General features: G+C 33.6%; 12 protein-coding genes and 2 tRNA genes. 5 read left to right on the top strand and 9 right to left on the bottom strand.

What is annotated here, in order from left to right:
* Positions 1 to 154: 154 nt before the first annotated feature.
* Both CLU82_RS04810 and CLU82_RS04805 read right to left on the bottom strand, forming a co-directional pair.
* Positions 155 to 227 (bottom strand) — tRNA-Met (locus CLU82_RS04810).
* A gap of 34 nt (positions 228 to 261) precedes the next feature.
* Positions 262 to 334: transfer RNA gene (locus CLU82_RS04805), tRNA-Met, on the bottom strand.
* Positions 335 to 451: 117 nt separating this feature from the next.
* On the opposite strand from CLU82_RS04805, the gene era reads away from it, so the two are divergent.
* A complete protein-coding gene (era, locus tag CLU82_RS04800; RefSeq protein ID WP_100842017.1) occupies positions 452 to 1333 on the top strand; it encodes a GTPase Era in 882 nt (293 codons plus the stop codon).
* A 346-nt stretch (positions 1334 to 1679) separates the two neighbouring features.
* Here the strand turns inward: era and CLU82_RS04795 are convergent, their stop codons facing one another.
* Positions 1680 to 2177, bottom strand: coding sequence for a hypothetical protein (locus CLU82_RS04795; RefSeq protein ID WP_100842016.1), 498 nt, complete (start codon positions 2175 to 2177; stop codon positions 1680 to 1682).
* Positions 2178 to 2317: 140 nt separating this feature from the next.
* Here CLU82_RS04795 and der point away from each other — a divergent pair, with 140 nt between their 5' ends.
* The 4 genes from der to CLU82_RS04775 all read left to right on the top strand — a co-directional run bounded on the left by der (position 2318) and on the right by CLU82_RS04775 (position 8658).
* Entirely contained in the window at positions 2318 to 3628 is a 1311-nt protein-coding gene (gene der, locus CLU82_RS04790; protein WP_100842015.1) for a ribosome biogenesis GTPase Der, read from the top strand.
* A gap of 154 nt (positions 3629 to 3782) precedes the next feature.
* Positions 3783 to 6545 (top strand): outer membrane beta-barrel protein, encoded by a 2763-nt coding sequence (locus tag CLU82_RS04785; protein ID WP_100842014.1) that lies wholly within the window; start codon positions 3783 to 3785, stop codon positions 6543 to 6545.
* Positions 6546 to 6695: 150 nt separating this feature from the next.
* On the top strand, positions 6696 to 7259 hold the full coding sequence (locus CLU82_RS04780; RefSeq protein WP_100842013.1) for a hypothetical protein: 564 nt from the start codon (positions 6696 to 6698) through the stop codon (positions 7257 to 7259).
* A 394-nt stretch (positions 7260 to 7653) separates the two neighbouring features.
* Entirely contained in the window at positions 7654 to 8658 is a 1005-nt protein-coding gene (locus CLU82_RS04775; protein WP_232735214.1) for a DUF6515 family protein, read from the top strand.
* Between the two features lie 104 nt (positions 8659 to 8762).
* On the opposite strand, the gene CLU82_RS04770 is transcribed toward CLU82_RS04775, so the two are convergent.
* The 6 genes from CLU82_RS04770 to CLU82_RS04740 all read right to left on the bottom strand — a co-directional run bounded on the left by CLU82_RS04770 (position 8763) and on the right by CLU82_RS04740 (position 14564).
* Positions 8763 to 9932, bottom strand: coding sequence for a chromate transporter (locus CLU82_RS04770; RefSeq protein ID WP_100842011.1), 1170 nt, complete (start codon positions 9930 to 9932; stop codon positions 8763 to 8765).
* A gap of 73 nt (positions 9933 to 10005) precedes the next feature.
* Positions 10006 to 10764 carry a DUF2490 domain-containing protein gene (locus CLU82_RS04765; protein ID WP_100842010.1) on the bottom strand — a complete coding sequence of 253 codons (759 nt, stop codon included), beginning with the start codon at positions 10762 to 10764 and terminating at the stop codon, positions 10006 to 10008.
* A gap of 67 nt (positions 10765 to 10831) precedes the next feature.
* The gene (pstB, locus tag CLU82_RS04760; RefSeq protein WP_100842009.1) at positions 10832 to 11593 is read right to left on the bottom strand and encodes a phosphate ABC transporter ATP-binding protein PstB; all 762 of its coding nucleotides are present in this window, start codon (positions 11591 to 11593) and stop codon (positions 10832 to 10834) included.
* The gene (gene pstA / locus CLU82_RS04755) at positions 11590 to 12435 is read right to left on the bottom strand and encodes a phosphate ABC transporter permease PstA (protein WP_100842008.1); all 846 of its coding nucleotides are present in this window, start codon (positions 12433 to 12435) and stop codon (positions 11590 to 11592) included. The genes pstB and pstA overlap by 4 nt, the downstream gene beginning before the upstream one ends.
* A 5-nt stretch (positions 12436 to 12440) precedes the next feature.
* The gene (gene pstC, locus CLU82_RS04750) at positions 12441 to 13454 is read right to left on the bottom strand and encodes a phosphate ABC transporter permease subunit PstC (RefSeq protein ID WP_198520188.1); all 1014 of its coding nucleotides are present in this window, start codon (positions 13452 to 13454) and stop codon (positions 12441 to 12443) included.
* Positions 13455 to 13613: 159 nt separating this feature from the next.
* Positions 13614 to 14564, bottom strand: coding sequence for a PstS family phosphate ABC transporter substrate-binding protein (locus CLU82_RS04740; protein WP_100842005.1), 951 nt, complete (start codon positions 14562 to 14564; stop codon positions 13614 to 13616).
* Positions 14565 to 14616 lie beyond the last annotated feature (52 nt).

Genomic DNA, 14616 nt, shown 5'->3' with positions numbered 1-14616 from the left:
ACTAATGTATGAGACTAGATTTGTTTAATTTTGAGAAATTCAAGCCTTAGCTGTTTTTTCTGCCTACTTAATTTTGACGATGTGAATCTGCAAAGAGAATCTACAAAAGTAGATATAAACAAAAAAGCTCCAGATTTCTCTGAAGCTTTTCTAGTAGCGGGAACAGGACTCGAACCTGTGACCTTCGGGTTATGAGCCCGACGAGCTGCCTACTGCTCTATCCCGCGATGTGCGTTTTGTAATCTCAATAAGGCTACTTAGTAGCGGGAACAGGACTCGAACCTGTGACCTTCGGGTTATGAGCCCGACGAGCTGCCTACTGCTCTATCCCGCGATGTTTCGGGTGCAAAGATACGCCGAATTTAGATAAAAACAAGGAAAACTTTAAAAAATGTTTTATTTCCTGTATTGACTTGATATAACTACCTTTGCAAAATAAATTATAGTAGAAATGTCACATAAAGCAGGTTTTGTAAATATCATAGGGAATCCAAACGTTGGAAAATCAACGCTTATGAACGCCTTTGTTGGAGAAAGATTATCAATTATTACGTCTAAAGCTCAAACAACACGTCATAGGATTCTTGGAATTGTAAATGGAGAAGATTTTCAAATGATCTTGTCAGACACACCTGGTATCATTAAACCAGCCTACGAAATGCAGGAATCAATGATGAATTTCGTGAAATCTGCTTTTGAAGATGCTGATATTTTGATTTATATGGTGGAGATAGGGGAGCAGGATTTGAAAGACGAAGCTTTCTTTAATAAAATCATTCATTCTAAAATTCCAGTTTTGTTGTTGCTGAATAAAATTGACAACTCGAATCAAGTACAATTGGAAGAGCAGGTAGCATTTTGGACTGCTAAAGTTCCGAATGCTGAAATCTATCCAATATCAGCTTTGCAGAATTTTAATGTTCCTGAAGTTTTTCAAAGGATTATTACGTTGTTGCCAGAATCACCTGCGTATTATCCAAAAGACCAATTGACAGACAAACCGGAACGTTTCTTTGTAAACGAAACAATCCGTGAAAAAATATTATTGAATTACAGTAAAGAGATTCCGTACGCAGTAGAAATCGTAACCGAAGAGTTTTTTGAAGACGAAAATATCATTCGTATTCGTTCTTTGATTATGGTGGAACGCGAAACTCAAAAAGGAATTATCATTGGTCACAAAGGTGCTGCTTTGAAAAAAGTAGGAACGGATGCCCGTGCGGATTTAGAGAAATTCTTTGGAAAACAAATTCACATCGAATTAGTTGTAAAAGTGAACAAGAATTGGAGAAGCAACGCTAATATGTTGAAGAGATTCGGTTATAATCAATAGAAAGCATTGTTTAAAGTTTCAAGTTTAAGGTTTTGAAACGTAATATATAAATCAGTATTAGAATTTGCTTTCTAGTACTGATTTTTTTTTAGCCCAGATCGAAATGAAAACCCCACAGTGAAAAAAGGTTGTTGTTGCTGTGGTTACTGAGCGACCAAAGGAAGCTCGTGCAAGCGCATTGCAACAACTCCTTTTTGAACGAGGAGTTGTAATGGAGAGCTGGATTAGCTACTAAATAGTATTCAACTTTTGAGTTTACTGTTTAAAATATTTGAATTTTACCATTAAGAAATTAAGAAAAATTAAGCTTAACTTTTCTTAATTTCTTAATGGTTAGAAAAAAATGTTAGGATTCAATGATTTCTAAGAATGTTTTTTCGATTTCATTCATTTGTTTTTCGCCATTGCTTCGGATTTGTTTGGCGATTACATAGAGTAAAAACCAGGCAAAAACCATCATAGCCATTACCACAAAATCGCTTGCCGTTGGTTTCTTGAGAACATAATCGGAGTAGGCGATACCACAAAAAATAATAAATGTGCCTGCTATCAGGAAATGTAAAAACATTAGGAAGGTCCACAAACCAGGATCGGGGCCAAATAAACCGCGAATGTGGGTTTGGTTTTCGCCTTTGGATTCCATTTCTAAATGCAGATGAGGTGACCAATAGGCTTTTTTGGGTTCTTTGATGTTAATCCAAATGTGATATTCTTTTATTTTTAAAAAGTAATCGGGAGATTTTGTTGTGGTAAAATGGATGAATTTTTGACGTAGAGAATCGATGTTTTGATCGACTTCTTTGTAGAAACGCAAACGCAAACGAATCTCATTATTGGCATCCATAATTTTCTAAATGAAGAGGTTAAGAAAACAAGCTGTTGCGAATATACCAAAAAAATTGATAATCATGGTTTTAAACACTACCTTTGCACGCCGAAACTGGAAAACAGTATTCGGTACAAATAAATATTTGAATTTATATTATGAATAACATTGTTGCGATAGTAGGAAGACCTAATGTAGGGAAATCAACCCTTTTTAATAGGCTGATACAAAGAAGAGAAGCTATTGTAGATTCAGTTTCTGGAGTTACCAGAGATAGAAACTACGGTAAAAGCGAGTGGAACGGAAAAGAGTTTTCTGTGATTGATACGGGAGGATACGTACGTGGATCCGATGATGTTTTTGAAGGTGAAATCCGTAAACAAGTAGAATTGGCGATAGATGAAGCCGATGTTATTATATTTGTCGTAGATGTTGAAGAGGGGATTACTCCAATGGATGATATTGTTGCCCGCTTGTTGCGTAAAGTGACTAAGCCAGTTTTATTGGCTGTGAATAAGGTAGATAATGCGATGCGTGAAAAAGACGCTCTTGAGTTTTATAACCTTGGGTTGGGAGATTATTACACGTTTGCAAGTATTTCTGGTAGTGGTACTGGAGATTTATTGGATGCATTAATTGATGCTTTTCCAGTGAAACCAGAACCGGTTCAGGAAGAAGTGGTTTTGCCACGTTTTGCAGTTGTTGGTCGTCCTAATGCTGGAAAATCTAGTTTTATCAATGCACTTATTGGTAAAGAACGTTTTATGGTTACTGATATTGCGGGAACAACCCGTGATGCTATTGATACTAAATTTGACCGTTTTGGTTTTGAATTTAACTTAGTAGATACCGCAGGTATTCGTCGTAAAGCGAAAGTAAAAGAAGATTTAGAATTTTACTCGGTAATGCGTTCAGTTCGTGCGATTGAGCATGCTGATATTTGTATATTGGTTATTGATGCGACTCGTGGATTTGAAGGACAGGATCAAAGTATTTTTTGGTTAGCTGAGAAAAACCGTAAAGGAGTTGTTATCTTAGTAAACAAATGGGATTTAGTTGAAAAAGATACCATGTCAACCCGTGATTACGAAGAGAAAATCAAGAAGGAGTTAATGCCATTTACAGATGTGCCGATTCTTTTTGTTTCAGCTTTAACTAAACAACGTTTGTTGAAAGCATTGGAAGCAACGGTTCAGGTTTATGAAAACAGACAACAACGTATTCCTACTTCAAAATTCAATGAATTCATGTTGAAAGTAATTGAAGCTTATCCGCCACCAGCAACTAAAGGTAAATATGTAAAAATTAAATATTGTATGCAGCTTCCAACTCAAACGCCTCAGTTTGTGTTTTTTGCCAACTTGCCACAATATGTTAAGGAACCTTACAAAAGATATCTTGAAAATAAAATTAGAGAAAACTGGGACTTTTCAGGAGTGCCAATTGACATCTACATCAGAGAGAAATAAAATTAGAAAATCCCGAGCAATCGGGATTTTTTTATGCTTTGTTTTTTCTGAATGTTTATAGCTTAAATCGAAGACTTATTAAGTAAATAATATAATACAATTAAACCTTTTACGAATTTTGGTATCTCATTACTTTATATAACTGAAATACTGTATGTCTAAAATTTACTCATCCTTAGTGTGTGTGTTCTTCTTTTTTGCAGCAAATGCTCAAAATAACATTGTTATTAAGGGAACTGTATATGATATTAATTCTCAAAAGCCACTAGAATCAGCGATGGTTTATTTTTCTAATGTCAAAGATTCCACTGTTATTGAATATACAACTACAGATAAAAATGGTTTTTTTAAAATTAACACTAAAATATACGACAAACCTGTTTTTTTAAAGATAAATTTTATGGGCTATCAGACGTATACTGAGGAGCAAAATAAACTTTTAGAAAATAAGGATTTTGGTAAATTATACTTATCTCAAAATGAAACTGCATTAAACGAGGTGGTTATAAAAAATGATGCACCACCCATCCGTATAAAAAAAGATACTTTAGAGTTTAATGCTGCTTCTTATAAAGTACGTCCTGATGCCACTGTAGAGACTTTGTTGAAGCAATTACCAGGAGTTGAGGTAGATAGTGATGGAAAGGTTACTGCTAATGGAAAAGAAGTAACTCAGTTTTTAGTAAATGGGAAATCTTTCTTTGGAAAAGACGGAGCCATACTGTTAAAAAATATGCCAGCAGATATGATCAATAAAGTTCAGGTTTCTGATTTTAAAACTAAAAAAGAAGAACTGTCTAAGCAAGAATCTAGTTCAGATGATGCTAGTATCAATTTTACTATCGATGAAAAGAAAAATAAAGGTTTTTTTGGAAAAGTAATGGGTGGTTATGGAAGTGATGACCGTTATGAAAATAGCTTTATATTGAATTATTTTAATAACAAACAAAAAATAAGTTTACTGGCTTCTGCTAATAATATCAATTCGACGGGTTTTGCCATGGACGAAGTATTTGATAATATGGGCGGTGGCAGAAATACGAAACAAGCAACTCGATCTACTGCAACTGGAAAAGGGATTACTACATCAAATTTGGTTGGTTTTAATTATTCTGATGAATGGGCAAAAAAATTGAATTCAACTGTGGGTTATAATTTTTCGAATACAATTAATAAAAACGAAAGTAAATCCAATCAAGCCGAATTCTTGCCTACGGGTGCTATTTTGACCGAAGCCGATTCTAAAACAAGAAACGAAAATATAGGTAATAAAGCGAATTTTGAATTCGAATATAAAATAAATCCAACAACTAGATTGGTTGTTACACCAGTAATCGATCAATCTCGCACTAATAGTTCTTCAGAATCTTCTAGTGCTTCGAAGGATGAAAATGGAACATCTTTAAATGAAAGCAATGCAAATTCATATAAAGAAAACTCATCCACTAATTTTACAAATACCATCAACTTTAATAAAGCTTTCGAAAGAAAAGCACGTAACTTGAGTTTTGTTTTTACTAATGCTAATTCAAATAGTGATTCAGATGCACTTAATCAGTCTAAAACTATTTTTTATCAAGGAACCAGACCTGATGATGAACGAAATCAAAATGGGAAAAGCAATAATACAGCTGATTCGTATTCAGCCGATATTGAATATACAGAACCAATAACCGACTCGTTGCGAATTAGAATTGGTACAGAATTAGGATGGGCAAACGAGGTAAATGATGCAAGAACGTATGATTATGATGCCAGTTCTCAATCATTTTCTATTCTAAATGATTTGCAAACTAATTACACCACTTCAAGACAAAATTCAATTACTCCAACTGCGGGGCTTACTTTTGAAAAAAATAAATTTACTTTTAATTTGAATTCTAAAACTTCTATTGTTGATTATGATAATCATTCGTTATACCTAAATAAAACCACCGATTTGAATCAACAATATGTTTTGCCAATCGGGAACGCGCAAATTAGATACAAGTTTGAAAAGTCAAAATTTATAACTTTAAGATATGATTATTCTAGTAGTCTTCCTTCTTCAACCCAATTAATGCCAGTAGCAAATTTGGCAAATCCATTGAATACTATAATAGGAAATTCAGATTTGAACTTGAATAAAAAAAATAGTGTAAACATTAATTATAGAAATTTTGATGTACGTACACGTTCAGGTTATAGTTTGTTTGTAAAAGGAGATTTTTATGATAGTCAAGTTGCCTCTTCTTCGGTTTATGATGATAGTGGAAAAAGAACAACTACCTATAGAAACGTTACAGGAACCTATAGTACTTCTGTTGGAGGGAATTGGGGGCAAACTATAAAAAGAGATGCTCATGTTTTGCGGTATGGTTTGGGTTTGAGTGGTAATTATGCTTTGGATAAAGGATTTACCAACGCTGTTTTATACAGTTCAAAATCTTTAGGGCTTTCACCAAGGGTTTATCTTTCGTATGATTATGGTGAGTTGCTTACTGTAGCGCCTTCCTATAGTTTGACGTACAACGAATCAAATTATACAAATTCGTCATTAAAAGCCAGTTCGAATGTAGTGCATAGAATTAATCTGCAAACCACTAATTATTGGCCTAAGAATTGGATTTTTGGTAATGATTTTGGGTACAATTACAATTCGAATATTTCGGATGATTTCAAAAAAGATTATTATTTATGGAACACCAGTTTGTCTTATGGTTTCTTTGATAAAAAAATGACTCTAAAAGTAAAGGTTTACGATGTTTTAAATCATAACCAAAGTGCTACCAGAACAATATCTCCAACGACAATTCGTGATGAAGAAAATACCGTTTTAAAAAGATATGCCATGTTTTCTTTAACCTATAAAATTGGAAGTTTTGCACCGAAAGAAAGACGCGGTGGTCCTAATAGAAGAGATCCAGGCATGGATTAAAAGTCTATGTTTCGATGCGATTAAAATTTAGATAAAAGAATTACGCTCAACGGGTTAAGTTTATAATTTTAATAAAAATTTAGGTAATTATAGGTTAAACCATTTAAAAAGATAATAGTCTTATAGTTGTAATCTTAAAATTAAAAAAATATGAAATCACAAATTATTTCATCCGTTCGCCTTTCAGGCTCGGGTCACGAATACCAAAAAAACAATTTTAAAGTTTTGAGTAAAAAGTTAATTATTGCGGCATTATTACTTGTTAGTGTCTCGTCTTTTGCACAAGACCAAAGTCAAGAAGATAAAAAATCAAATAAGCCAAAAAGAGAAAGGCAAACTCCAGAACAAAGGAGTCAGGCGCAATTGGATAAATTGACGACTGAATTAACCTTGAATTCTCAACAACAAGAGCAGTTAAAACCAATTCTTGCAGAACAAAATGCTAAATTGGAAGCAATTAGAGCAGAACGTATGAATCGTAATGGAAAAGAAATGACTAGTGAAGAAAGAGATGCATTCAGAACAAAAAGACAAGAAGATAAAAAAGCTACCGATGCTAAATTACAAGCAATTTTGACTCCAGAACAATTTAAAAAGTTGAAAGAGATTGAAAAAGCCAATATGGAAAAAATGAGAGAAGCTAGAGGTAATTGGGGGAATAGAGAGAATGATAATGGAGGAAATGATAATAGAGAAAATAATGATATGAATTAATCTTATATAATTGTTTATTAAGATAGTTGTAAAGTTCCAAACTCAATGTATTGTGTTTGGAACTTTTTTTATTAATTACACTAAATTATATTTTCAATAAAAGAAAAATGAATTGCAATTCTTTGTTATTGTATTGGTGGTAAGTTATTTATGGAAATTTATGTAATAGTTAAAATAAGATTGTATCTTTATTCTTTCGATTAGAGTTAGAGCTAAGCTTTTGGAATTACTTTATTTGTATCGGCTATAAAGTATGGTTTTAATTTATTTCTCTAACTTTTGCTATTTGATACCAAAGGTTTTTTTAAATGGTAAAACTGAGATTACTATTTTAGGGAAAATCATGTAATTGTTTTATAATTAATTCATTAACTTTATTTAAATAGATATCATTATGGGGAAAATAATAATTAGGCAAAATTCAATTGGAATTTTAGTAGTGGTTGTGACACTTTTTTTAAATATTAATTTAATAAATGCTCAACATAAGGCACATGGCGGAGGTGGCGGAGGTGTTCATCCTGGAAAACAGGTTAGTAAACCTAGTATGCCTGCACATAAACCAGCTGTTAATAATTCAAGACCTCAAACTAATGGTTCAGCTAATAAGATTGGCGGAAATAAGCCAGTTAATAGAAGTGTTTCTAATACAAATGGTATAGGTAATCATAAGAGTAATGGTAACTTGGGTAACAAGAATAATAGTAATAAAAATAGTATCGGGAATAAAAATAATATAGGTAACAAAAACAGTATTAAAAAAGGAGGCAATAACACTGTAAATATTAATGTTGATAAAAGTAAGAACATAAATAACAGTCATAATCGCGTTAATAATAGTCATCATAATACAGCTGTAAGAAGAAGCCCTAATTATCGCCCTTATGCTAGACCTCCACATATTTATGGTGGGTACAGATATAATTGTTACCATCCGTATCGTTATCATCCTTATCGTCCATATCATTGGGGGCCAGTATGGCATCCTTGGGGATTTGTTCTTACCACTTTGGCTGTAACTGCTATTGTTGTAGAGGCTAATAGTCAAAAATATCATTATGATCAAGGAGTATATTATGCACAAAGTAGCGGTGGTTATACTGTTGTACAAGCGCCAGTTGGTGCAACTATTACTACCTTGCCAGCAAATACTCAAACTGTACCTGTCAACGAAACGACAAATAATTATTATTATGGAGGTACTTATTATGAAAAATCAAGTGGGGGTTATACAGTAGTTCCTCCCACAGCAGGAACTATAGTTGAAAATTTACCAGAAGGTGGGCAAGAGGTTAAAATGGGTGATGTAACTTATGTAAAAGTGGGTGATACTTATTATCAACCTTTTGAAGATGGTGGTAAAGATAAATATGAAGTTGTAGATGTAGAATCAGAATAATTAAAATTATTATAAGTCAAATAAAGCCTTCTCAATAAAGCTGTTCCCAATTTTTTTGTGGTCAGCTTTAGTGAGAAGGTTTCTTTTTTACTAATTATCCAAAATTAGATCAGTTTAATTAAAGCACCCAAAAGAGCAGCAATAACAATAATATGTGGCTCTTGTATTTTTTTGACATATATCAAAGTAAGAACAGTACCAATAGCGATTAGTGCTGTTGGTATATCTACAATAGTGCGTATCGCAATTACAATTACTGCCCCAACTAAAGCTCCAATAACACCAGCAGTTATTCCGTCAACAAAGGCTTTGATACTTTTGTTTTGTGATATTTTTTTGAAATACGGAGCAGGAATTACAGTAAATAAATAACAAGGAATGAAAGTTGCTAATGCAGCCACAGCAGCTCCTGTAAATCCAGCAACTAAGTACCCAATGAAACCTACAGTAATTACTACCGGGCCAGGGGTAATCATGGCTACAGCCACCGCATCGACAAATTGATTTTCGGTTAACCAATGGTGTTCATTGACAACTCCAGTATGTAAAAAGGGTACAATAGCCAGTCCGCTTCCAAAAACAAATGCTCCTGCTTTGATAAAAAACCAAGCAAGATCTCCCAATTTTCCAAGCTCAATTGCAGAAAAACCAGCGGTAGTTAAAAGAAAAAAGGAAGCAGTTTTAGGACGTTTAATCCATTCGGGAGGAGCTTTCACAATCATATAGATTAGACCTAGCGCAACAAACAATAATAATTCTTCCCGTTGAGTTACTGCAGTAAGAATAATAGCAATGATGTAAAATATCCAGAGTAACCAATTGCTTTTTATGGCAGGGATTTCAAATTTACTAATTGATTTGGCTGTAAGTTTATAGGAACTCAAAACAATGATGCCAATAACAGCGGAACTTATACCATAAAAAATGGCTTGCATCCATGGCAACCCGCCATAAGCTTGGTAAGCAATACCCAATAAAATCACCATTAAAAAGGAGGGAAGTACAAACGCTAATCCTGAAATCGTTGCTCCTAAAATACCAAAGTGTACAAAACCTATATAAATTCCTAGTTGAGCAGCTAATGGACCAGGGGCTAATTGTGATAACGCCAGCCCTTCCTTAAAGTCAGAGTCATTAATCCATTTTTTATTTTCAACTAAATCACGATGCATATAGCCAACCAAAGCTACCGGACCTCCAAATCCTGTTGTACCGAGTCTGAGAAAATATTTTGCTAAATCAAGTAAGGTATAATTTTGTTTTTCTGTATTCATTTTGGTTTGTTTCTAGTTTAGAAAATGATGCTTTTCATAGAATAAAACTAAAAACGAAACAGAATAAATCAACTTAATTAGGCAATTCTTTGTGTTTTCCTTTTAGGTTTATTTTATGATAAAAAGTAAATCGGATAATATCTCTGTCAAAATAATCAACACCGTTTACACGCTGTTGGAAACTTTTTAAATACCCTAATTCTAATGCTATATTTTTGTTAACGCCATATTGCAAAGCGCCATAAAATCGATTTTGATCGAAAGTATTTTTGACAACATTTTCTCCTGCATTAATCATTATTTCGTCATATACAACGGCTTTTAAATACTGACTTTCCTTTTTCCAACAGGAAAATTCTCCTTGTAAACGGTATCTGAATCTCCAATAAAAAGTAGTTCCTGGAAGTAATTCCTCTTTATTAGCATTGTGTATAAATCTTTCTTCTACTTGAAAACGTTGAAGTAAAGTAATACTAGTGCTTAAATCTTGTTTCCAAAGAATATCTTGCTGGATTCTATGTTCAGGAGTTTTGAAATCATTTGTGATTTCGGGATCCTGTGTTGCTACAGAGAAATAGGAATAACCAGCACCAATTTCTACATTGTTATTAATTTTATAATGTCCTGTTAGTCGAAAGACAAAAATGTTTTCTTCAGTGGGGTTTATAAAAATTCGATTATCAAATTCAGTATGTATAGACCATTTATGGTTTAGTGTCAATTGATTGTAATATCGTGTCCAAAGTAAACTTTGTTGATCTATGTTTTTTTCTGTTTGAGCTTTAGCAATAAAGGATAATAATAAAAGGCCAATAATTTTGATAATTTTCATGAAAGGAATTTCAATTTTTTGGCAAATGTAAACAAACTCTATATTTTATATAGAATTTATTTTTTTGCTAAACCAAAAAACCTTTTACATAATCCTTTGTCAATTTTTCTTTAGGATTTAAAAGAACTTCTTCTGTAGGACCAAACTCTATAATTTCGCCCATGTATACAAAACCAATATAATCAGAGACTCTACGGGCTTGACGCAAAATATGAGTAACTAGAACAATAGTATATTTGTCTTTTAATTCTAAAAATAATTCTTCAATATGTTGTGTCGAAATTGGGTCTAATGCAGATGTAGGTTCATCTCCCAGAATTATTTCAGGCTCAATAGCCAATCCTCTTGCCAGACATAAACGTTGTTGCTGTCCAATGGATAATCGGGTAGCAGGAGATTTTAGTCTATCCTTTACTTCGTCCCAAAGGTTAACGCCTCGGAGGTATTTTTCGACAATTTCGTCAAGCTCCTTTTTTTTATGGTTTCCATGAATACGTTGTCCGTAGGCAATATTGTCATAGATATTCATTGGTAACGGAAAAGGGCGTTGAGAAAGTAAACCCATTTTTTTTCGGATGTGTGTTACTTCAGCCTTTGGATCATAAATGTTTTCGCCATCTACCAAAACTTTACCATCTACACGTACGTCATTTTGACGGTCTAATAGTCGGTTCATCGTTTTTAAGAGTGTCGTTTTTCCGCAACCAGATGGGCCAATTAATGAAGTTACTTTCTTGTCTGGAATATCAAGATTAATGTTTTTTAGGATATGGTTATCACCAATGTGGACATTTAAATTTTGGATACTTATGTGGGGTTGAATAATCATATTTTATTTTTTGAAAGATTTTTGCTTGCTACTTTTGCTACGATGTTGATGATTAACACAATAATGGTTAAGATAACTGCCGCAGCATAGGCTCTGTTTTGAACTTCTTGAATAGGGCTACTTAATTGAAAAAAAATGGATAAAGGTAAAGTTGCCGCAGGTTGATCCAATGAAGTTGGAATGCTATCGGTAAATCCAGCTGTAAAGAGCACACAGGCTGCATCACCAATTGCTCTACCAAAAGAAAGTAATATTGCCGTTACAATTCCAGGAATTGATTGTCTCAATATTATTTTTGCAGATTCATATCGAGTGCCACCAAGTGCAAAAACAGCATTAGACATATCATCAGGTACAACTCGGACCACTTCATCAATAGCGCGTACCAATATTGGGATTATCATTAATGTCACTGTAATGATTCCGGCAAGTAATGATGTTTTTAAACCCATATACACCATGATAGTAAATCCAAAAGCACCATATACAATAGATGGAATTCCAAACAAGATGTCTGAACTCAAACGAGTAAGTGTAGCCAATGTTGCATTCTTCTTAGCATACACATTAATGTAAATTACAATTGGAAGACTAATTATAAGTCCTAAGAAAGTTGAGCCTAATGTGATATAAATGGAACCAACTATTGCATTTAGTATTCCTCCTCCTTTGCCAATATAGAAACCACCTTCGGGAATTTTGGATACCATGTCCCAACTCAATGATCCTACTCCTTTTGAAAAAAGTGTATACACTATCATGAATAAAGTACTACTGATGATGATGGTACTTAAGATCATCAGAAATCGGAATATATTTTCTTCTATTTTTCTTGCTTCCATTGGGTTTAGGTATTTCTTTTTTCGATTCGATATAAAATGACTCTCGAAATGGTATTAAACAAAAAGATAATGACGAACAGGAGCAGAGCTGCAAACATCAATGCGGAATCGTACATTGGAATAGACATCATTTCGCCATAATTATTGGCAATAAGGGCAGGTAACGGATAGCCAGAATCAAATATACTTTGAGGGATTTGTGCCAAATTTCCGCAGACCATCAAAACAGCTATAGTTTCTCCAAAAGCTCTAGAAATGGCAAGGACAACAGCTGCTATAATTCCGTCGAATGATTTTCGAAGCACTACTTTTTTAGTCGTTTGCCATTGAGTTGCTCCCAAGGATAGAGAAGCATTTCTTAATTCCTGCGGGACATTATCAAACACTTCAATTATGATGCTTATGATGAGTGGGAAAATCATAATTGCTAACACAATTCCTCCTGCCAAAACAGAATAACCCGTTGAAAATTCTACAAAATGAGATGCTATTCTATCTTGAATTAAAGGAACAATAACCAAAACTCCCCAAACTCCATAAAGGACTGGCGGAATACCTGATAACAATTCGATTAAGGGTAAAACTAGTTTACGGACATTTGCATGTGCATATTCTGAAAGATAAATTGCAGTGAGTATGGATAATGGCAAAGCAATTATAATGGAAATAGCGGTTACCCAAAGTGTTCCTACTATAAAAGAATAAAAACCAAAAGCCTCTTTGAAGGGTTTCCACTCAGAGGAAAATAGTAAATCGGAAAGCGAAGCACTGTTTAAAAGGGGGATTGATTTATAGAACAAACCTATCGCAATTAGCACCACTATTGATATAGATAGTAAGGTTAATGCTAGGAATGTTTTGTTGATAAATTGGTCTTTGAGTAATCTTTTATTTCTCGTCAAATCAGAGTAAACCACCCCGCAAAATTTTTGAAAACGTCTCATGATTTTCAAAATTTGTTTTAGGGTGGATTTTTTCTTTAAAGACTTAAGCCTGATTGTATTTACTGATGTTGGCATAATGGTACTATTTTTGTCTTTAGCCCCGATAGAAGTGGAAATCCTTTTTGTCCCGATTTTTCATCGGGACAAAAAGATTGAAACGGATAGCGGGTACTATGTTTCTAAAAATGCCTGATGTTCCTGCTCCAAAAAAAACGATTCGAGTTTAAAAAAATATTATTTTACCTTTTCTAATTCCTTCTTTAATTTTTCGTTCGAAAGTTTGATATATCCAGCTTCTGTAACATATTTTTGACCTTCGGTAAGGATGTATTTAATAAAAGCTTTTACAATTGGATTACTAGGTTTTCCACTGGTAACAAAATACAAATCTCTAGCAGGAGGAGATGGATATTTTCCAGCAACTATCGCTGCAATCAATTGATCGATATCATTGTAAAAATTTTCATCCGGGTCTAGTTTTCCGTTATTGTTTAAATCGATAGGAACTGGCACAAGCCCATTAGTTGGTTTATTGGTTTTTGTATCGTAGATATAAACGATATTGTTAAAACCTAATCCGGTAGGATCTCTTTTGACAGCTTCTGCCAATCCTGGATCTCCAAATACGGCAACTCCTTGTAAGTCTTCTTGTTTTTTGCCAAAATAATGCGCCCAAGTTTCGGCGGCACCAGCTGCATCAGATCGAGTATAAACGTGTATTGCAGCAGTACTTTTGAAACCTAAAGAGTTCCATGTTTTGTATTTTCCAGTAATGAATATGCTATTTAAGGCTTCTTTTTTTATTCCTCTTTTGTATAGTACTGCTTTATAAGGGCTCGTTGCACTTATGGTTGGAATTACAGCATCTTTTGTAACGGCTATGGCGTATGCTTTCTTTTTGTATTCCGCGTCATTTAAATCACGAGAGACTAATCCAATGTCTGTTACTTTAGATAAAACATCAGTTATTCCTTTTCCGGCACCTCCAGCTTGAATGTCTATTTTAACTTTTGGATTCTTTTTTTTGAATTCTTCTGCCCATTTTACTGTAATAGGATATAAGGCAAATGCTCCGGAGATACTAATATTTCCTGATAAATCTTGCGCTGCAATTTTATTAGGAGCTAAGTTCGCTATGATTATTAGAAGTATAGATGCTAATAATGTTTTTTTATGTCTTTTCATTTGGTACTTTTTATTTGAAAACAAAAAATTAGCAGGATATATTATCCCACTA

This window comes from Flavobacterium sp. 5 (genome assembly GCF_002813295.1).
In the GTDB taxonomy this organism is placed as follows: domain Bacteria; phylum Bacteroidota; class Bacteroidia; order Flavobacteriales; family Flavobacteriaceae; genus Flavobacterium.
Note: the sequence above shows the minus strand (reverse complement) of the source record. Positions and strands in the feature narration are given on the sequence as shown.

Bases quoted from the DNA above. Each gene is read 5' to 3' on its own strand.
- CLU82_RS04795 (WP_100842016.1), bottom strand. From the start codon at position 2,177: ATGGATGCCAATAATGAGATTCGTTTGCGTTTGCGTTTCTACAAAGAA.
- pstA (WP_100842008.1), bottom strand. From the start codon at position 12,435: ATGGAAGCAAGAAAAATAGAAGAAAATATATTCCGATTTCTGATGATC.
- der (WP_100842015.1), top strand. From the start codon at position 2,318: ATGAATAACATTGTTGCGATAGTAGGAAGACCTAATGTAGGGAAATCA.
- CLU82_RS04775 (WP_232735214.1), top strand. From the start codon at position 7,654: ATGGGGAAAATAATAATTAGGCAAAATTCAATTGGAATTTTAGTAGTG.
- CLU82_RS04770 (WP_100842011.1), bottom strand. From the start codon at position 9,932: ATGAATACAGAAAAACAAAATTATACCTTACTTGATTTAGCAAAATAT.
- era (WP_100842017.1), top strand. From the start codon at position 452: ATGTCACATAAAGCAGGTTTTGTAAATATCATAGGGAATCCAAACGTT.
- CLU82_RS04765 (WP_100842010.1), bottom strand. From the start codon at position 10,764: ATGAAAATTATCAAAATTATTGGCCTTTTATTATTATCCTTTATTGCT.
- CLU82_RS04740 (WP_100842005.1), bottom strand. From the start codon at position 14,564: ATGAAAAGACATAAAAAAACATTATTAGCATCTATACTTCTAATAATC.
- pstB (WP_100842009.1), bottom strand. From the start codon at position 11,593: ATGATTATTCAACCCCACATAAGTATCCAAAATTTAAATGTCCACATT.
- pstC (WP_198520188.1), bottom strand. From the start codon at position 13,454: ATGCCAACATCAGTAAATACAATCAGGCTTAAGTCTTTAAAGAAAAAA.
- CLU82_RS04780 (WP_100842013.1), top strand. From the start codon at position 6,696: ATGAAATCACAAATTATTTCATCCGTTCGCCTTTCAGGCTCGGGTCAC.
- CLU82_RS04785 (WP_100842014.1), top strand. From the start codon at position 3,783: ATGTCTAAAATTTACTCATCCTTAGTGTGTGTGTTCTTCTTTTTTGCA.